Here is a 15,503-nt window from a genome sequence, read left to right as displayed (position 1 = left end):
GGAATGAGGGATCCCGCGCTTGGGCGTTCCTGGTGAGCATGGCTAACGCCTTAAGGGGGTGCTTGATGCACCCTCTGCTTTCGCTTGGCTCTCAACCCAAAGCAGCGACTTAGCTTGCCTATTGAAAGACTGTAATCAGAAGAGTCTGGGATCCAGAGCGGTTCTGCTGATCGAAAGCGGTGATGCGGAACTGCCAAACGCCGGCAGGATCGCCAGGAGCAACCCGGAAGTCGGTGTTGAAGCTACAGAAAGTGGCACCTGGGCTGCAGCCAACCTGCTGCGGGTTAAAGACTTCTCTTTGGACGCGCGTGCCAAGCGGGTTAAAGGTTTCCAGTTCCACAAACTGGGTTGAGCGGGCGCCGCCGGGCACACTCACCTGCACCGTGAAAGCCGGTGTGGAGGTGCCTATGCGCACAGAGGTAGGCGGATTGATAAAGGCAACGGTTGGGCTTTGGGGTGGAACGATAATCGATCCGCCAGAGCTGCCGCTGTTGCCGCAGGCGGTCAGAGGGGTGGCTAGAAAGCCCGTTGCCAAGAGAGTTAGCACAGCGCGTCGCATTCTTGTCTCTCCTCACAAAACTTTGCAGAAACTTGGAAACCCCTTGTCCCCTCGCGGGGGCAAGTTTGCCTCTAGGCTAATCTTTGCTGCTCCAGCCCTAGAGCAGATGCGCAATCGCGCAAAGATAGAGAATCTCTTGCGCTAAAACAACAGCAAGCGCCGCAGGATCAAGGCCATGACAGCAACAAAGCCGGCTACGATGAGCTGCCCCGGCAAGGTGTAGCCTGAGTAGAGGCCAATCAATCTCAGCAACTCCCCATCCCAAGGTTGGGTGGCCAAAAGATAGACAATTCCGGTCAGGTGAACCAAGGCCAGAGCTGCCAAGCTGGCAGATCCCAAGTCCTGCAGGCGCACTGGCGCAGAGATGCTGGGCAGCACGTAGGGGTTGCGTCGAGGGGGAAAGGAAGCGGTCGGCAAGTGAGGATCCGTGTGTCGAAAGGCCATTGTCCCGCAGGCCCAGGCCGCGGGCAGGAAGCCCAGCAGGTAGCCGAAGGCGGGCTGGTACAGGTATTGCCATCCGCCTCCCTGGGCAAACACCTGCAGCCCCGCCAACCCCAATCCCAGATAGACAATCTGGGCACACACTGCCGCCACCGGCCCCGCTAGACAGGCCGTCAGCAGCATGCCGCCAATTTGTAGGGAAAAGCTATACCCTCCCACCCCTGGCCACTGAGACGGCAAGCTCACCTGGGTTAGGGTGCCCAAAATGGTCAAGATCACCCCAATCGCCGTCCAAAGCCATTCCAGAGGGGTTAGAAGCCGGCCAGGGCGCATAGCCGCGGGAAAATCTTTCCTTATGCTAGGAGAGGATACAGCCCCGATAAGGTAGGTAAGAGAGTGGTTAAGCCAGAGTGGATTGCCTTAGCCCAGGCCCTAGCCGACGCGGCCGGAGCGGTGATTCGCCCTTTGTTTCGCGGGGAGCTGCAGGCCGAGTACAAAGAGGCCAGATCCCCTATCGTAACGATAGCCGACCGGGAAGCCGAACGGGCAATGCGGGCCCTGCTAGCCGCCCATGTGCCGGAGCACAACATTCTTGGCGAGGAATTTGGTTTCCACCAGACCGGTTCCTCTTACACCTGGGTTTTGGATCCCTTGGATGGCACCATTGCCTTTTCCGCTGGCAAACCCACCTTTGCCACCTTGATTGCCCTTTTGGAAAACGACCGCCCTGTCTTGGGCATCATCGATCAGCCAGTGTTGGGTGAGCGCTGGCTAGGGGTGCAGGGACAACCAACCCGATGGATGACCCCCTCTACCCAACAGCTCACGCGCACCAAAGCCACCACTGACCTCAGCCGCGCCTACCTAAGCTGCACGACCCCCGATTTGTTCACCCAGCCTGACCAGCAGCAGCGCTTTCAGCAGCTCAGCCGCTTGGTCCACATCACCTCCTACGGCGGCGACGGCTACCAGTACGGCCTCTTAGCCAGCGGCTACATCGATCTGGTCATGGAATGTGGCCTTGCCCTCTACGATTTTGCCGCCCTTGTGCCGGTGATCGAGGGATCCGGCGGTGTGATTACCGACTGGGCGGGGGATCCCTTAACTCGCACCTCCAAGGGAGAAGTGCTGGCGGCGGCTAACCCCAACTTACATCGCCAGGCCTTAGCTGCCCTAAGCTCCAAGAGGTAGTTCCTAGCCTAAACTGGTTGCGAGCTTTGGAGAGCGATTGTTAGTTCATTGCCGGGTAAGGCTCTAGCCAAGTTCTCTGTCCGGAACCTCCCTCAACAACCAGTAGCGCCAGCTCAAAAGCAAAATCCTATAGGAGGTGTAGGTGGCTACTAACTTTTTGTCCACCCCCACCCCTTTGCAGACAGTTAGTAGACACTCCATTGACAGCTTTCGACCCCAATTCAGAACCTAAATCTACCCCCAGCTAAGGTTTGAGGCTGAGAGTGCTCATCTAGAGCAGGTTTATTTTCTGGAAGCGGGCGGACGGAATCGAACCGACAACAGCAGTTTGGAAGACTGCGGTTTTACCATTAAACTACGCCCGCACAGGCATCTGCCTCTGCTAAGTACCTATACTAGCATTTGCCGCTAGCCTCTTTCTAAGACCACCTCTGCTCAAAGCAGAGAGACGAGATGTTTCTCATCGACGCTGGAGCTGCTTCTTACGTTTCTTCTGCCACTGGCGAAACTCTCTCTCGTAGCGTTCCCCCTCCGTCTGGTAGGCGTTCCAGCCTTTGAGGGAAACTGTCAAGCCCCAGCCCATGAGTATAAACAGCGACCAAGATAGCCCCCCGCCGGAAAGCCAGTCCAAGCCCAGCAGAAAGCTGTTGACAATTGCATATCGGCCCAGCAACTGGTAAAACTGCCGACGGCGGTAGCGCTGGAACTCGCGATGCTGGTTGTTCAGCTCTTGCCAAGCCTTCCATTCCTGCTCGGCCAAGTCCAGCTCTTGGGGTGAGATCCCCAGTTCGGCGGCCATCTCCTGCAACTGGGCGCGGGTAAACTCGCCCAGGCGCGGCTGGCGGGCAATGGCCCGCTGGAGGATCTGCTGCACGTCTTCTTGGCTGTACCGGGATCCCGACATTGAGTCTACACGCAACTTTACAATTCTTAGTCCAAGTTAGCCAGATCTTGCAGCTCGTTAAGTTCGCCTTGCTGCAGAAGCCAACCGCTAGACTAAACCTAGGCCAGCCCGCCAGGCGCTTTCTCCACGGCTAAGTTACTCCTTGCCAACCGAACTTGCCAATAGGGCTATGACTTCTACCCGCCCTAGATCCCGCCAGAGCCGTCAGAGTCGGACTTCCCTATTGAGCGATCTGCTACAGGCCGTGCCCCATCTGCGCCCGCAGCTTTATTTCAAGTCTTCTCTGGTTGCCCTTAGCCATGCCATCGAGGATCAGGTGTTGCAAGGTCAGGGATCCCCGTGGGTGTTCGCCAATTTTCAAAAAGAGCGCTACTACCGCCAGGAGGCGCGGCGCTACCGTCGCATCAGCGCGGTTGCCCAAGATGTGTTTGTGCTGGCTACCCCCGATGGGGCTCAGGCTGACCTGCCCCCTAACTTTATCCCCCTGGATCCGGAGGATCCACTGGCTCAGGAGTGGCATTTGATCGTTATCGACGCCCACTATGCCACCTGCTTGGTGTGTCGGGAGCGGCCCTGGCAAGGCAGCGATATCGATGCGGCGCGGCAGTTCGACGGCATCTGGTCATTTGAGCGCCTGATCGCCGCCCAGGCGGCTTTGGCTCTGTTGCCGAAGATCCTCGCTTACCGTCCGGATCTGGCTCCTCGCTTGGAGCCGGTTCGCCAGTACCTGGAGGGATCCCCGCAAAACTCCGCCAGCCAACTGAACCCAGGGCCCTTTACAGAGCGGCTGATCACCTATCTTCAGGCAGGCCAATACAAGCTGCAGCGGGCCTATCGCACCATTCAGGCTCAAGAGCGCAAGGAACGCTTGATCAACCGCATCAGCAGCGCCATTCGCCAGTCTTTGCATCCCGGCGATATCCTGACCATTGCGGTGCAGGAATTGGGGCAAGCGGCAGGAGTGGGGCGCTGTTTGATCTACCGCTACGATGGCCAGGTTCCTGCTGTCCAGATCGAGCACGAGTATCACACTCTAACGATGGGCAGCCTCAAGGGATCCCTCTGGCCCGTGCAAAGCAACCCTTTTCTGCAGGAGGCAATGGCCTCAGCACACCTGGTGTGTTGCGAGGACAGCCAGAAGGATCCGCGTCTGCATTGCCTGCCGGAGCTGTGGCAGCCGGCCCAAATTCGCGCTTGGGTGGCTCTGCCGATTCTCTATCAGGGGCGGTTGCTGGGCCTCTTGGAGCTGCACCACGAACACCCTCGCCGCTGGCAGCCGGCCACTCTGGAGTTGGCAGAAGCCATTGCCAATCAAGTGGGGGTGGCCCTCTTACAGGCAGAAGCCTACCAGCACCTGGAAGAGCTGAATCGCCAATTGCAGGATCTGGATCGGGCCAAGTCGGAGCTGATCGCTGTGATCGGGCACGAGCTGCGCACCCCTTTGTCCACCATTCAAGTGTGTCTGGAGTCGTTGGCCGGCGATCCTCATATGCCCTTGGAGATGCGCCAGGAGATGTTGAATGCGGCTCTGCAAGATGCCGGTCGGCTGCGGGAGTTGGTGCAGGATTTTCTCACCCTCTCCAAGCTGGAAAGCGGTCGCGTTCGCTGGCATATCGAGCCGTTGTCTGCCCAAGAATGCGTGGAGCTGGCCCTGAGCAACGTCAAAGCGCGACGGCGGCACGAGGAGTTACCCACCATCGAGCAGGCGCTGCCCAGACGGCTGCCGATGGTCAAGGCGGATGGGGAATGGCTGGTGGAGGTCTTGCGCAAGCTGTTGGACAATGCCTGCAAGTTTACTCCTCCCAGCGGGCGGATCTGGATCCGGGCAGAGGTGGAGCCATCAGCCGGCGAACCTGGAGAAGCGATGGTGAGATTTACTGTGGCCGACAGTGGACGCGGCATTGAACCGGAGCGCTTACAGGTCATTTTCGAGCGGTTTTACCAGGCAGAGGGATCCCTGCGCCGTTCTGTGGGCGGGACGGGCTTGGGGCTGGCCATCTGCCGGCTGATCATCGAGGCGATGGGGGGGCGCATCTGGGCCGAATCGGGAGGGATCAACCAGGGCAGTGCCTTCCACTTCACCCTGCCGATAGCCAACCCACAAACCCAAAGACAACCCTCGATGGCCGCCTGAACCCTAAGAAGTGAAGGTCTGCTGCGCTGACCTGGGATCCCAGCCGGCAAATGCAAATTGCCAATATCCAACAAATCAGGCTACCGCAAAGCTCTGGCCTAGATCCGTAGCTCCCCTCTCCCAAAGGGAGAGGGGCTGGGGGTGAGGGCAATTTCCCTTAGGGAGAGGGGCTGGGGGTGTTCGCGTTAGCGGCGCGGAGCGCTTGGGATGGCACGCCCTATTGGGAACATAGACTCAGGCAGCGCTCCCGAATCGCCTGGAGGTTAAAGGCCAAGTCCCGGCGGAGGCGCCGTTCCACCAGGCCGACCGGCATGCGACGCGGCGGCTTCACCTGCAGGTGGTAGGTGAGCAAAGTTTGATGGTTCAGCCACTCGGCCAGTTCCCAAAACCCCTCGAAAAGGAGAAAATCCCCTTCCACCTCCTGGAAGCGAAGCTGGTGGGGAAAGATTTCCTCAATGGCCAGCACCACTGCCGCCGAAAAGCGGGCAAATAAAACCTTTTGGGATCCCACTTGGCGCACCAGTTTGCGGCCATTCTCGCTGCCGAGGAGGCGGCTTTCCACCAAGTTGGGAATGAACTCCGCCAGATGGTCGTAATCGGTTAAAACCTGCCAAACCCACTGTCGCTCCACCGGGATGAGGACGCGGCCCTGCAAATGGCGGCGGCGCTCCCCCAAGTCCTCCACCTCCACCTGGATATCTTCGGGAACTGGGATCCCGTCTTCCGGAGCAGGGTCTGGGAGGCCTTGGGGATCCTGTGGGGAGTCAGAAGGCATGGCCAGCAATCGGAGCGCGTTAGGGTTACAGAACCAAGGGGAAGGGCCGGCAGCCCCAACCCAAGCCCAGTTCATTGTACGAGGAATTGTATAGCAGATAACGCACTAGGGGAAAAGGGCCTGGAACCAGGCGACGATCACCTGCCACACTTGATCCAGAAGAGCAAAGGGATCCCGCAGCTCCTGCAGCACCTGCCGCGGGCCAATCCTAAAGACCACGTACAGCACGGCCAGGAGAACTACGATCCCCACCGCCGTCCAGATGGCCTCTCGAACCACCCGCACCCAGAAAACCAGCATAAAAATGGCGATGGCCACTGCGGCCACCAGCGGCAATGTCTCCAGTACCATCGGATCCCCCCCGTTTGGCTCAGATGTTTTGGATTTGACCCCACTGTAGCCAGTTTGAACTGAGAATAAGGTGCTCGCAAATGCCCGCTGACAAGGGATCCCATCCCGTAAAATGGGATCACCCCGATGAGCCTTCTTTGCTTGGCTAGACGTATGGACATCATCACCTTTGGCTGGGTTGCTGTTGCTGCTTTCTTTGCCCTTTCCATTGCCTTTGTGGTCTGGGGCCGTAACGGCATGTAGCGGATCCCGCCTGGCCCTGTTGTTGCTAAAAGACTTCGTCCTGCTCTATGGAAATTGACTTGCCCTGGGTTGTCCGCCTCGCCTACGGCAGCATCTTTTTGCTCTTGACGGCTGTCACTGTGGGCGTTGGCTACATCACCTTTATCGACTGGCGGGATCGGCGGCGGCGCAGCGAGGCAGAACGGCAAGCTCGTCGCTCCAAGCGGCGGTAGCTACTGGGGTTCTGGGAGATTCCAAGAAGCCTCGCGATCGGGCCTGTCGTCAACGGCTCTCAGGACAGGAGGGGCCACCCAGGGCAAGGGATCCTCAGGCTGGAGGCAAAAGAGCTCTTGCAGGAGACTCTGGTTGGCTTCCCAGAGAGCTTGCAGGTTGTAGCCGGCGTAGGTGGGCAGAAAATCGGCCAGCTTGCGGTTGGCCTCCCCCAGCAGGATCATGCAGCCGCGGCGGTTGCCGTTTTGCAGGTGGTAGTAGGCTACGGCGGTTTGCAACAGCCCCTGGTAGAAGCGCCGCTCCGGATCCACCGCTTCCATCCACAGCGCCTCCAGAGTGTCGTGGCAGGCGTAGAATTCCCCCCGGTTGAATTGCGCAACGGCCAGTTGCAGCGCTTCTGGGTGGCAATTACTCATGGGTCTAGGCACAGTTGCGACTCAGGGGCGGCTGCTGCAGGGATCCCTGCGGCAACACCAGGGTAAAGCAGGTCTTGCCCTGGCCGCTTTCTATAGAGACGCTGCCCCCCAGCCGCTGCATCCACTGCTTAACCAAAGCCAGCCCCAGGCCGGTGCCGCCCCGCTTCCAGGGATCCCCGCTGGGGATGCGGTAGAACTTCTCAAAAATGCGCTCCCACTCGCTGCGGGGGATCTCCACCCCCTCGTTGATAACCCGAATTTGCACTTGTTCAGGGCTGAGGCGGCGCGCCGTCACCGTGATGCGGTGGTGAGGCGGGGTGTACTTGCAGGCGTTGTTGACCAGCTCCTGCACCACCCGCTCCAGACCCACCTGATCCGTCACCACCTTGCCCACCGCTGGGTCAATCTGCCACCGCAACTGTTGCTGATTGGCCTGGGCCCGCTGCACAAAGGGCTGGAGCACAGTGGGCAGCCAGGCGGCCAGGGACACTTCTTCGAGATGAAGGGGTTTGGATCCCTGCTCCAGCCGCTGCAGATCCAGCAGATCGTTGACCAATTCCGCCTCGCGCTCGCACTCCTGCTCCAGGATTTGCAAGTATTGCTCCCGTTTTTGCGGGCTGCGGGCCATTTTCAGCAGTTGGATGGCCATTTTCATGTTGGTGATGGGCGTGCGCAGCTCGTGGGAGACGGTGCTCAAGAAATCATCTTTGAGGCGGTTGAGGCGTTCCAGCTCGCTGATTTGCTGCACCGAGGCCTGGTAGAGACGGGCCTGGCGGATGGCGATGGCACAGTGATCCGCCACCTGCTGCACCACCCGCACCTCCAGCTCATCAAAGCACTCGTCTGCCGGCTTGGCCAACCACAGATCGCCCAACACGGCCTGATCCTCCCGCAGCGGACATACCAGCAGGGTCAGCCCTTCCCGCCGCGGGATCCAGCTTTGCCCCGACAAATGGCACAGTTGCGCCGCTTGCCCCCTTTGCAGTTGCCGGTAGAGATCCGGGTAGTCGGCTAGGGTTAGAGCGATCCCGCCTGCAGGCGGCAGGGCGGCGGTGTACTCGTAGCGCACCGTGGCCTGGCCGGCTTCCGGATCGTAGAGACAGAGATCGCAGCCTTGGATGGACAGCCCCAGAGCCAACTCCTGCACCACTGCCCGCAAGATCTGGGCTTCGTCCAGGGTGGTGCGCACCTGGTCGGTGACCCGCTGCAAGAGGGCGTCCATTGCCAGAGAGCGCTGCAGGGCCGCCGTCCGCTCCTGCACCTCCTGCTCCAGACGGGCGTTGAGATCTTGCAACTGCCGGTAGAGCTGGTTTTGCGTGATCGAGAGGGCCAGGTGCACGGCAGCGCGGCTGACGAGCTCCAGCTCTGGGGCCGACCAAGCCTTGGGCTCGTCAATTTTCAGCTCCCGCCAGGCGGCAAAAGAGATCAAGGGCAGTTGTTGACGGGGATCCTCCCAACCTTCCCCTTGGGCGGGCCAGCGGTAGCCGGCCCAGTGGGTCTCTTGGCAGATGGCGCCACGAAACACGCTCAGCCAGCCCACCACCTGCTCGTTCCAAAGCAGCGGTACCGCCAGCAGCCCGCGGATGGGCGTCTGCTGCACCTGCGACCGCAGTTCTGGCCACTTCTCCAATTGCGAAAGCGACCAGGTTCTCACCCCGTCCCCTGCCGACTTGCCTCTTCCCACCTGCTCCTGCAGCCAGGCGTCGTATCCTGCCGGCGGCTGGCTCCCATAGCAGTGGAGAGTCTCCAAGCCCATGAACTGGATGCGCAGCCGCGCCCCGATCCCTTGGAGCTGGGCGGTAAGCTGCTCCAGGACGGTGCTCAGGGTGGTTTCGGGGTGAAGCGGCGAGTACACCAGCGCCGCAATTTGGTTAATCAAGCGTTCCTGCTGCGCCTTCCGCCGCGCCTGCTCCAGCAATTCCGCCTGGGCAATGGCAATCGACACCTGATCCGCCACCAACTGCACCACCTGCAGCTCCTCAGCAGAGTAGGAGCGCGGCTCGGTGTGGTGGGAGACCAAGAGCCCCCACAATTGCTGGTGATGCAGGAGGGGCACCACCAGGGAAGAGGCCACCCCCATGCACTTGAGGTAATGGGCATGGCAGGGATCCACCGGCCGCTGCGGCACCTCTCCCAGAGGCAAAGGCTGGGCCTGGGCAAAGCGGCCCAGGGGCTCCGGCTGGCTGAGGGAGCGGGTCTGGCCCTCCACATCCACGATGACCCGCACCTGAGCGAGGCGAAACAGCTGCCGCGCTTGCTCAGGAATATCCCCCGCCGGAAAAGACAAACCCAGGAGAGAGGGCAGCCGCTCAGCTTGTCGAGCTTCCGCCACCACCGTTCCATGACCTTCCGGGTCGAAGCGATACACCTTGACCCGATCCGTGCCCAAAAAGGCGCGCACCTCCTCTACGGTTGCCCTCAGGATCTGATCCAGCTCCAAAGATTGCCGGATCTGGTGGGTAATGCGGTTGATGAGGGCATCCCGGCTGGTGCAGGCTGCAGGGGCCAAGTTCTCTATAGCCATCTCTACATAAGGAAGCGCAGAAGTATTGGAAGCTACACTCCCTCTTTCACGATAGCGCCCCCTGCCAGGAAGTTACAGAGCCGCAAGGGAAAAGCTCAAGGAATTCAAAAGTTCTCCACTCTCCTTCACAAAGGGGGCTGGGGCAGGCGGAAGAGGCGGGCGGCATTTTGGCTGGTCTGTTGGGCCAGGTCTTCCAAGGGGATCCGCAACAGCTCCGCCAGGGTTTGGGCCACCCGCTGCACATGGGCTGGCTCGTTGCGCTTGCCGCGGAAGGGGGTGGGGGCCAAAAAAGGGCAATCGGTTTCCACCAAAAGCTGGGACAAGGGCACCTCCAAGGCCGACCGGCGCACGGTCTCGGCGTTCTTGAAGGTCACGATGCCGCTAAAGCTGATGAAGCAGCCCAGCTCCACAAAGAGCCGCGTCTCCTCCGGGGATCCACTCCAGCAGTGCATCACCACCCGCAGCGGCCCCCCAGTGGCCAGGGCCTCCTTGAGGATTTCGTAGGTGGCTGCTGCCGCCTCGCGGCAATGGACGATCAGGGCCAAATCCTGCTCCTGGGCAATGGCAATGTGGGCGCGGAAGGATGCTTGTTGCCGCTCGATGTCCGCCGGGTCGGACTTGTAAAAATCTAAGCCCGTCTCCCCGATGGCCACCACCCGCGTGTCGCTGGCGGCCAACTGGGCGATCTTTTCGGCCAGATCCGGCTGCCACTGGCGCGCCTCCAGAGGGTGCAGCCCCACCGACAAGAAGACTTCGGGGTACTGGTCGGCAATGGCCTGCAACTGGGGAAATTCCGCTGGCGTTACACAGGAGTGCACCAGTTGCCGGATCCCGGCCTGGCGCCAGCGCTCGGCCACCTGCGGTAGATCTTCTGTAAAGTCGGGATAGTTCAGGTGGACGTGGGTGTCCACCAGGGGGGCAGCGGGCAAGACGGCGGTGCTCAAGGCTCAGCTCCCGAACAAAATGTTGCGGACTCTATCCAATTTTGACACTCCCCCGCTGGGAAACCGGTGGCTTTACACGGCTATTCGTAAAAGCGGTTCTCGGCCCGGTCGGGATCCTAAGGATCCCTTCTTGCCGGCAAGCCTGGGGGAGCAGGATGATCCATGATGATTAAAGAAATCTGACGCTGGAGGTTTGTTATGGCCCGTACTCCCTCGACCATGCTGCCTTTGGGCACCCCGGCCCCTGACTTCAGCCTGCCGGATGTGGTGAGCGGCCAAACCATTTCCCTCTCTACTTTTGCCGACAAGCCCGCTTTGCTGGTGATGTTCATCTGCCAGCACTGCCCCTATGTGAAGCACGTGCAAGAAGAGCTGGCCCGCATCGGCAGAGATTACAAGGATCGCGGCGTCGGCATTGTAGCCATCAGCGCCAACGATGTGGAGAACTACCCCGACGACAGCCCCGAGAACTTGAAGAAGATGGCCGAGACCTTGGGCTTTACCTTCCCCTTCTGCTACGACGAAACCCAAGAGGTGGCCAAAGCCTTTAGCGCTGCCTGCACCCCCGACTTTTTCCTATTTGATGCGGAGCGTAAGCTGGTCTACCGGGGCCAACTGGACGACAGCCGCCCCAGCCTGACGGATGTGCCGGTGACGGGCAAAGACTTGCGGGCGGCACTGGATAACCTGCTGGCGGGCAAGCCCATTGATCCTGACCAAAAGCCCAGCCTCGGCTGCAACATCAAGTGGAAGCCCGGCAACGAGCCCGACTACTTCAAGCAAGCCTAAATCCGCCTGAAGTCGTTGAGTATAACCCAAAGTTGCCGACCAGGGGTACAGCGCCTACCCTCAGAAAAAAGCGGGCAGCGATGTTAAAAAATTGCGCTGGCTCGCTGGTTTAAAGCTGCAGGAAATTGGGCAGGTGCTCCTGCCGTCCAGCAAAGCCGAGGTTGGCAAAGGCAATTCTGGCCATGCTCTAACAGCTACTCCCACTGCCTCTGCTCAAATGGCCAGTGTAGCCCATCAGTAAACTACCCGCTTCTGGCCGCTAAGCGGTACGGAGCAGTCCTTCAGTAACCCTGCAGTTGGTAAGCCAACCGCGAATCTCTAGGCTGGTTGGTTTACGGCTGCTCCCAAAACGATCGGGAGATAGTCAGGACTTGGCTCATCACCTCACTATATCCCAACAAGCAAGGCCACATTCCTCCCGTCCCTGACCCCACGGGTACAGGGCGGGCCTCCTGCGGCTTCTGGGTGATGCACTCAAGCCCCGCCCTCAGGAGCTCCAGATGTAACCCCTCTCACTTGGACAATGCGGTCAACAGCTTCTTTTTTTCCTCTTAATCAGAAGATAATCTCGAGTTAATCTTTTTGGGGTACCCTGTAGCTTGCAAGTGTTTGCAAAAGGCAAAAATGTAAGGCCAATGCAGATTTTGACCTTGGCAATCTTGAAATAAAACTGCCTTGGTTATCAGTAAATCGACAGCTAAGCGAATCGCTCAAACAAGGGAGAACTATGATACGCCCTCTACCTTTGTTAGCGATGCTCTGCAGTGTGGCCCTTGCCCAGCCCCTTGGGTGCGGATCCCTGAGCTCGGTCTGGGCCAAGCCATCTGGGGCGTTGCGTTTGTACACTTCCCAACCTGATGCAGACGCTCAGAAAACCGTGTCTGCGTTTCGGGAAGTTTATCCAGAAGTTTCGGTAGAGATCTTTCGCTCCGGCACCGAGGAGGTGATCAGCCGCTTTTTGCTGGAAGCGGAAAAGGGCAGTCCCCAAGCCGATGTGCTGCTGGTGGCCGATGCGCCTACTTTCGAGTTGCTGAAATCCCGCAATTTGCTGGAGTCCTACTGCAGTCCCGAGGCCAAGGCCATCGCTGCCACCTACTACGACCCAGAGTGTCACTACTTCGGCACCAAGATCTTGGCTACAGTGATCGTCTATAACACTGCCAAAGCCCAGCCCATTGACAGTTGGGCGGCTCTAGCCCAGGTTCCCCAAGGCCAGGCAGTGATGCCCAGCCCCACCTATTCGGGTGCTGCTGCTTACAACTTGGGAGTTATCACCCGCACCCCTGGCCTGGGCTGGGAGTGGTACGAAGCGCTGAAAAAGAATAAAACCGTGCTGGTGCAAGGCAATGGCGCTGTGGCCCGTAACGTCGCCAGCGGTGAACAGAGCTACGGCATGGTGGTAGACTTTCTTGCTATTCGCAGCCGCAACGAGGGATCCCCAGTGGAGGTGGTTTATCCCAAGGAGGGCGTGCCAGTGATTACCGAGCCGGTGGGAATTGTCAAAGGAACGCCTAACTTGGAAGCTGCCCAGGCTTTTGTGGACTTCTTGCTGTCTCAGAAGGGACAGGAGGTCGCTGCTGAGATGGGCTACATGCCGCTGCGGCAGGATGTGACGCCGCCAAAAGGTTTCCCCGCTTTGAGCGAGCTGAAGATCTTGAGCGCCCCGGCAGCGGAGTTGGCCGAAAGCCGCGAGGCCGACAAAGCCCGCTTTGCCAAGTTGTTTGGGGAATAGGTGGGATCCCTTGGGCGTCAGCAAAGGCGTGGTCTAACGTTTCTGGGGGAGGGCTTGAGTAAAGGGTTAAGGCACCCCATCATCCCCTGGCTGGTAGCCGTAGCGTGCCTTTTGACTTTGACCCACGCTTATCCCCTCTGGAAGCTGTTGCAGCGAGCCTTGAGCAGCGAAGGGGAAGGGCTTTCCTTTGAGAACATCCGCTGGTTGCTGGAAACGCCCCGCGTCCATCTGGCGCTGGGCCACAGCCTTTGGGTGTCGGCGGTCTCAGCCGCATTAGCGCTGGTCGGCGGCCTGGTGCTGGCGGTGCTCACCACCCAGACAGATCTGCCGGGCCGCGGCATCCTGCGGGTGCTCTTTTTATCTCCCCTCGTGGTTCCGCCCCAGGTTTTGGCCTTGGCCTGGATCCAATGGGCCGGGCCGGTGGGCTACTTGCAGCAGGGGCTGCGCTGGATTTTGGGGAAGCAGGGATCCCTGTGGAGCTTCTACACGCCGGGGGGGATCATTCTGCTGCTGGCTCTTTTTGTGCTGCCAATTGCCTACCTAACGCTGGTGGCGGGCTTGAGCCGGCTCTCCAAGCAAGCTCAGGAGGCGGCCCAACTGGATGGGGCAAACTTGCTGCAGGTTTGGCTCTTCATCACCCTGCCCCTGTTGCGGCCCTCTGTGGCAGCAGCGGCGGCGCTGGCTTTTCTGGGGGCCTGGGGCAATTTCGGGATCCCGGCCTTGCTGGGGATCCCAGGACGCTACCTGACCTTGCCCACCCTGCTGTACCAAGAGGTGATCAACTTCGGCGGGGATGGGTTTGGGCGCAGCGCGGCGCTGTCGTTGCTCTTTGGCCTGCCCGCCCTGGTCTTTTTGGCCTGGCCACAGCGGAGCCAGACGGAGTTGGATCCTGGCGAGGTGCCTCCAGATCCCTATCGCTTGGGCTGGCTGGGTTGGCTGCTCAGCGGGATCCTCTTCGTCGCAGCCTTGCTGCTCATTCTCGGGCCTTTGCTGGCCATGGCTGCAACTGCCCTGCTGCGGGCCTATGGCCTGCCCTTAGTCTGGTCTAACCTGACGCTGGAGCATTTCCGCGTGGTTCTCTTTGAGCTGGAGCGGGCCCGCCGCGCCACGCTGCACAGTTTGGGCTTGGCAGGAGGAGCAGCGCTGCTCTGCAGCGGGATGGCAACGATCTTGGGCTATGCTCTGACTCGGCTGAAAGTACGGCTGCTGGCCCTACTTAGCTTGATCGTGGACTTGCCCTATGCCTTGCCGGGCCTGATTTTTGCTCTGTCCCTCATTTTGGTGTGGTTGCCCCCGCCCCTGCCTGGGCTGAGCCTCTACGGCACCCTAGGGCTGATCCTGATGGCCTATCTGGGACGGTTCTTGGCCCTGGCGCTACAGCCACTGCAAGCTGCTTGGTGCAGCCTGGACACCAGCCTAGAGGAGGCAGCCAGCCTGGATGGGGCATCTCTGCTGCAAACCTTTCGCCACATTCTGCTGCCCCTGCTGGCACCGGCCTTAACGGCAGCAGTGTTGCTGGTGTTTTTGCAATCTTTTGCCGAGCTGACCCTCTCTGCTCTCTTGGTAACCTCCCGCTCAGAAACCTTTGGGTGGCTCATCTTTGGCTTACAACAAGGGGGCTACACCCACCAGGCAGCAGCCCTGAGCACCCTGCTGGTCTTCGTTCTCTTTGCCCTGGCTGCCGGGATCCAGGCGCTGCAGCGGCACGTCGGGCAGCCTTGAGTAGGGGATCCCTCCGGGTCTTTCACGGATTAGGGCTGACTATGGCGGCGTGGCAGATGGATTACCCCTTGAAGATATTGCCCTCTACTGTTTTCACCCAGCCTTGCGCTGGCACAAAGTTGCACATCCCCCTCAGGGCCGCCAAGCAGATCCCCTTGGGCATTGAAAACATGAGTTTCCCGCTGCCAGCGCCCTAGGCCGGTTGGTGGGCTGCTTGACTCGGTGGAGTAGGGTTGGCTGCGAGAGTTGCTGAATTGGCCGCCGCGCTGCCACCCTTGCCCCGCTTGGCCTTCGAGCAGGCCCAAACTGCTGCCCACTGTCTGGCCCTCGGCGTCTTGCACCGGGGTGCTGCCCTGGCGTTGCCAAGCCTCATCTGGAGGAGTCGGGGGGTGCCGCCGGTTTAGCTTCCACGGGAGGGAATTGCCGGGATCCCTCCACTACCCGCTCTGCCGCTTGGTCCGCTGCCAGTGTAGGTGCCAGAGTGGGCGCGCTACAGCCTGTTAATTTAAAATAGGGTACAGGTTTTAAGAGGAAGGAGAGAAGGGAATGCCAACCCATTCTTTGGATC

16 protein-coding genes and 1 tRNA gene are annotated in these 15,503 nt (G+C 59.9%); 8 read left to right on the top strand and 9 right to left on the bottom strand.

From position 1 onward, the window contains the following. Positions 1-118: 118 nt before the first annotated feature. Together NW841_RS07970 and NW841_RS07965 are read right to left on the bottom strand one after the other, a co-directional pair. A complete protein-coding gene (locus NW841_RS07970) occupies positions 119-559 on the bottom strand; it encodes a hypothetical protein (protein ID WP_414366691.1) in 441 nt (146 codons plus the stop codon). A 141-nt stretch (positions 560-700) separates the two neighbouring features. Then, positions 701-1,333: a biotin transporter BioY gene (locus NW841_RS07965; RefSeq protein WP_414376144.1), complete on the bottom strand. Its 633-nt coding sequence runs from the start codon at positions 1,331-1,333 to the stop codon at positions 701-703. A gap of 63 nt (positions 1,334-1,396) precedes the next feature. On the opposite strand from NW841_RS07965, the gene hisN reads away from it, so the two are divergent. Then, positions 1,397-2,191 (top strand): histidinol-phosphatase, encoded by a 795-nt coding sequence (gene hisN, locus NW841_RS07960; RefSeq protein ID WP_414386034.1) that lies wholly within the window; start codon positions 1,397-1,399, stop codon positions 2,189-2,191. Positions 2,192-2,485: 294 nt separating this feature from the next. On the opposite strand, the gene NW841_RS07955 is transcribed toward hisN, so the two are convergent. Together NW841_RS07955 and NW841_RS07950 are read right to left on the bottom strand one after the other, a co-directional pair. Continuing rightward, a tRNA-Gly gene (locus NW841_RS07955) sits at positions 2,486-2,556 on the bottom strand. A gap of 95 nt (positions 2,557-2,651) precedes the next feature. Then, the gene (locus tag NW841_RS07950; protein ID WP_414386033.1) at positions 2,652-3,095 is read right to left on the bottom strand and encodes a 2TM domain-containing protein; all 444 of its coding nucleotides are present in this window, start codon (positions 3,093-3,095) and stop codon (positions 2,652-2,654) included. 169 nt (positions 3,096-3,264) lie between these two features. On the opposite strand from NW841_RS07950, the gene NW841_RS07945 reads away from it, so the two are divergent. After that, on the top strand, positions 3,265-5,229 hold the full coding sequence (locus NW841_RS07945) for a DICT sensory domain-containing protein (RefSeq protein WP_414386032.1): 1,965 nt from the start codon (positions 3,265-3,267) through the stop codon (positions 5,227-5,229). Positions 5,230-5,446: 217 nt separating this feature from the next. On the opposite strand, the gene NW841_RS07940 is transcribed toward NW841_RS07945, so the two are convergent. Then, positions 5,447-6,004 carry an SRPBCC family protein gene (locus NW841_RS07940; protein WP_414386031.1) on the bottom strand — a complete coding sequence of 186 codons (558 nt, stop codon included), beginning with the start codon at positions 6,002-6,004 and terminating at the stop codon, positions 5,447-5,449. A 105-nt stretch (positions 6,005-6,109) separates the two neighbouring features. Further along, the gene (locus NW841_RS07935; protein WP_414376160.1) at positions 6,110-6,355 is read right to left on the bottom strand and encodes a hypothetical protein; all 246 of its coding nucleotides are present in this window, start codon (positions 6,353-6,355) and stop codon (positions 6,110-6,112) included. Positions 6,356-6,481: 126 nt separating this feature from the next. On the opposite strand from NW841_RS07935, the gene NW841_RS07930 reads away from it, so the two are divergent. After that, a complete protein-coding gene (locus NW841_RS07930) occupies positions 6,482-6,598 on the top strand; it encodes a cytochrome b6-f complex subunit PetN (protein ID WP_414366420.1) in 117 nt (38 codons plus the stop codon). Between the two features lie 47 nt (positions 6,599-6,645). Next, positions 6,646-6,810 carry a hypothetical protein gene (locus NW841_RS07925; RefSeq protein WP_414336459.1) on the top strand — a complete coding sequence of 55 codons (165 nt, stop codon included), beginning with the start codon at positions 6,646-6,648 and terminating at the stop codon, positions 6,808-6,810. Here NW841_RS07925 and NW841_RS07920 read toward each other — a convergent pair whose 3' ends face one another. The 3 genes from NW841_RS07920 to NW841_RS07910 all read right to left on the bottom strand — a co-directional run bounded on the left by NW841_RS07920 (position 6,811) and on the right by NW841_RS07910 (position 10,692). Beyond that, positions 6,811-7,224, bottom strand: a complete 414-nt coding sequence (locus NW841_RS07920; RefSeq protein WP_414386030.1) for a DUF309 domain-containing protein — start codon at positions 7,222-7,224, stop codon at positions 6,811-6,813. A 4-nt stretch (positions 7,225-7,228) separates the two neighbouring features. Next, positions 7,229-9,748: a GAF domain-containing protein gene (locus tag NW841_RS07915; RefSeq protein WP_414386029.1), complete on the bottom strand. Its 2,520-nt coding sequence runs from the start codon at positions 9,746-9,748 to the stop codon at positions 7,229-7,231. 125 nt (positions 9,749-9,873) lie between these two features. Beyond that, positions 9,874-10,692 carry a TatD family hydrolase gene (locus NW841_RS07910; RefSeq protein WP_414366417.1) on the bottom strand — a complete coding sequence of 273 codons (819 nt, stop codon included), beginning with the start codon at positions 10,690-10,692 and terminating at the stop codon, positions 9,874-9,876. Between the two features lie 198 nt (positions 10,693-10,890). On the opposite strand from NW841_RS07910, the gene NW841_RS07905 reads away from it, so the two are divergent. From NW841_RS07905 to NW841_RS07890, 4 genes are all read left to right on the top strand, one after another. Continuing rightward, the gene (locus tag NW841_RS07905; RefSeq protein ID WP_414366415.1) at positions 10,891-11,481 is read left to right on the top strand and encodes a thioredoxin family protein; all 591 of its coding nucleotides are present in this window, start codon (positions 10,891-10,893) and stop codon (positions 11,479-11,481) included. A gap of 727 nt (positions 11,482-12,208) precedes the next feature. Next, positions 12,209-13,213 (top strand): ABC transporter substrate-binding protein, encoded by a 1,005-nt coding sequence (locus NW841_RS07900; protein ID WP_414386028.1) that lies wholly within the window; start codon positions 12,209-12,211, stop codon positions 13,211-13,213. Between the two features lie 117 nt (positions 13,214-13,330). Then, entirely contained in the window at positions 13,331-14,935 is a 1,605-nt protein-coding gene (locus tag NW841_RS07895) for an ABC transporter permease (protein ID WP_414386027.1), read from the top strand. 233 nt (positions 14,936-15,168) lie between these two features. Beyond that, positions 15,169-15,339: a hypothetical protein gene (locus tag NW841_RS07890; protein WP_414386026.1), complete on the top strand. Its 171-nt coding sequence runs from the start codon at positions 15,169-15,171 to the stop codon at positions 15,337-15,339. Positions 15,340-15,503: the final 164 nt, after the last annotated feature.

It is taken from the genome of Synechococcus sp. H60.3, assembly GCF_047462295.1.
GTDB lineage: Bacteria > Cyanobacteriota > Cyanobacteriia > Thermostichales > Thermostichaceae > Thermostichus.
Note: the sequence above shows the minus strand (reverse complement) of the source record. Positions and strands in the feature narration are given on the sequence as shown.